Annotated in this window: 2 protein-coding genes; both read right to left on the bottom strand. The window is 34.4% G+C overall.

The window, feature by feature from the left end; genetic code table 11:
* Nucleotides 1–254: 254 nt before the first annotated feature.
* On the bottom strand, nucleotides 255–1,133 hold the full coding sequence (gene rfbD, locus WBG83_RS22200) for a dTDP-4-dehydrorhamnose reductase (protein ID WP_336747565.1): 879 nt from the start codon (nucleotides 1,131–1,133) through the stop codon (nucleotides 255–257).
* Between the two features lie 37 nt (nucleotides 1,134–1,170).
* Nucleotides 1,171–2,136, bottom strand: a complete 966-nt coding sequence (gene rfbB, locus WBG83_RS22205) for a dTDP-glucose 4,6-dehydratase (protein ID WP_336747567.1) — start codon at nucleotides 2,134–2,136, stop codon at nucleotides 1,171–1,173.
* Nucleotides 2,137–2,470 lie beyond the last annotated feature (334 nt).

Below are 2,470 nucleotides of genomic sequence, written 5' to 3' on the forward strand. Positions count from 1 at the left end.
ACCCCACTTATTTACAGTCAATCCACCGCTCTTGGACGGCTACCACCACGTTCTTATGAGCTTTCGAAATTCAGGTTCACCTCTTACTTAATTAATAAGATAACGACTCAGCAAAAAGTTATCATGATTGTGTTGATCGTTCAATTTATTTATTTATACCGTGTCATGTCTCTTGCGAATTTCAACGTATGTTTTTCTTTTTTTGCTTCACTTTGAACTGGAAAATATGGCTCAGCCAAGTTGTATCATCTTTATTAATCAATAGAGGCGTTTGGTCCGGGGGGTGTGATTTCTCCTAACTCTACTAAGAAACGATTCAACGCATCTTCCCATTCTGGTAGTTCATCCATTTCGTTACAACGAATTGATAGATGATCTAATACAGAATATTTAGGCCTAATTGCGTCTCTTAGGTCATTGCTGGTTGAAATGGCTTCAATGTTTATAGTAATTCCAACCTTATCGAAAATGGTCTTCGCAAGCTGATACCAGCTGCATTGTCCAGAATTCGAAGCATGATACAAGCCGTATTTTTCGGTTTTTATCAGTTCGTAAATAAATTTGGATAAATCAACAGAATAAGTTGGTGAACCATATTGATCATTAACTACCTTTATTGGTTCACCTTGTTTAGCTTTTCTTAGCATTGTTTTAACAAAATTATTCCCGTAGAAACCATAAAGCCATGATGTTCTAATTATAAAATAACTTGTCGAAAGACTTTGAACGATGACCTCACCAGCTAATTTAGACTTTCCATAGATTGATAAAGGATTAGTTGCATCATATTCTCGATAAGGTTTATTAGAATTTCCATCAAATACATAATCGGTACTGATATAACAAAATTTCGATTTTATTTTTTCAGCTTCAATAACAAGATTACGACTTCCATAAGCGTTGACTTGATAAGCTTGCTCAACAAATTTTTCAGCTTGATCGACTTGCGTATATGCAGCAGTGTGAATAATCACGTCAGGTTGAATTTCATGTACTACTCTTCTTACTTCTATTTGATTAGTAATATCTAGTTGAAGTTGTGAATAACCATAAACAGTTTCTTTTTTATCCTTCAGATGTTTGACTAAGTCAGAACCAAGTTGACCTGTTGCTCCAGTAATGAGAACTTTCAAGGCTTATCACCTCGTACAATTTATTATTTGGCAATGCCTATTTTTTTTCCATTTCCCACCAATCTTTATTATTTAAGTACCAATCAATTGTCTTTCTAATCCCAATATCAAAGGTAAATACTGGTTTCCAGCCAAGTTCTTTTCTAATTTTTGAAGAATCAATAGCATAACGGCGATCATGACCTAATCGGTCATCAATATATGATATTAGATCTGTGGACTTATTGAGTTTTTTCAAAATAGTATTAACAATTTGAAGATTAGTTCGTTCGTTTCCTCCTCCAATGTTATATATTTCCCCTACTTTACCTTGATGTAATATTAAATCGATTGCACTGCAGTGATCCTCTACGTACAGCCAATCGCGAATGTTTAAACCATCCCCATAAATAGGAATGATATTATCTTTTAATGCACTCGTTAATACCAATGGTATTAATTTCTCTGGGTGCTGGTGTGGCCCATAGTTGTTTGAACACCGTGTAATATTTACAGGAAGACCAAATGTTTCCGAATAAGCCCGTACTAGCAAATCAGCAGCTGCCTTACTCGCTGAGTAAGGGCTGTTAGGAGCGAGAGGTGAACTTTCTGTAAAGAAACCTACATTATTTAGTGAGCCGTAAACTTCGTCTGTAGAGACCTGAATGAATTTGTCTATCCCATATTTTTTAGAGATAAAAAGGAGATTGTTTGTTCCGTAAATATTGGTTTCAATAAATTTTTGAGGTGTAACAATACTGCGATCCACGTGGGATTCTGCAGCGAAATTTACAATGATATCAATTTTTTGTTGAAATAAATTCTCTACAATTTCAGGATTTGAAATATCCCCGTAAACAAAAGAATAATTTTGGTTATTTTCCATTTTCTTTAAATTATTTAAATTACCTGCATAAGTCAAAGAATCCAAATTAACGATTTTATAGTGAGGATATTTTTGAAGCATATATAAAATGAAGTTGCTTCCAATAAATCCAGCACCACCAGTTATAAGTAATTTCATTCTATTTACCTCCATCAATATTAATAATAGTTAATGAAACTGCATCAAACGGCTTTCATTAAGTTACATCATATGCATACATCTGACGTTTCGCACCCTGGAGACCTCCGAAAAAAGAAATGAAAATAATAAAAAAAGAAATGGGGTGAGCGTGTCGAATACCTCTGTAGAGTCAACAACGTAAGGAGGAAAGCCATGAACATGAACCCGAATATACAGATGGAATCGATTTATGTAGGGCTTGCTGAATGAATAAAATCTGACATTTCGCACCCTTGAGCAATGTGAAAAAGAAATAAAAGAAAACGAGAAAAGATGTCGAATACCTCTGTAG

The organism is Paenibacillus sp. y28 (assembly GCF_037137075.1).
Taxonomy (GTDB): domain Bacteria; phylum Bacillota; class Bacilli; order Paenibacillales; family NBRC-103111; genus JBBBNV01.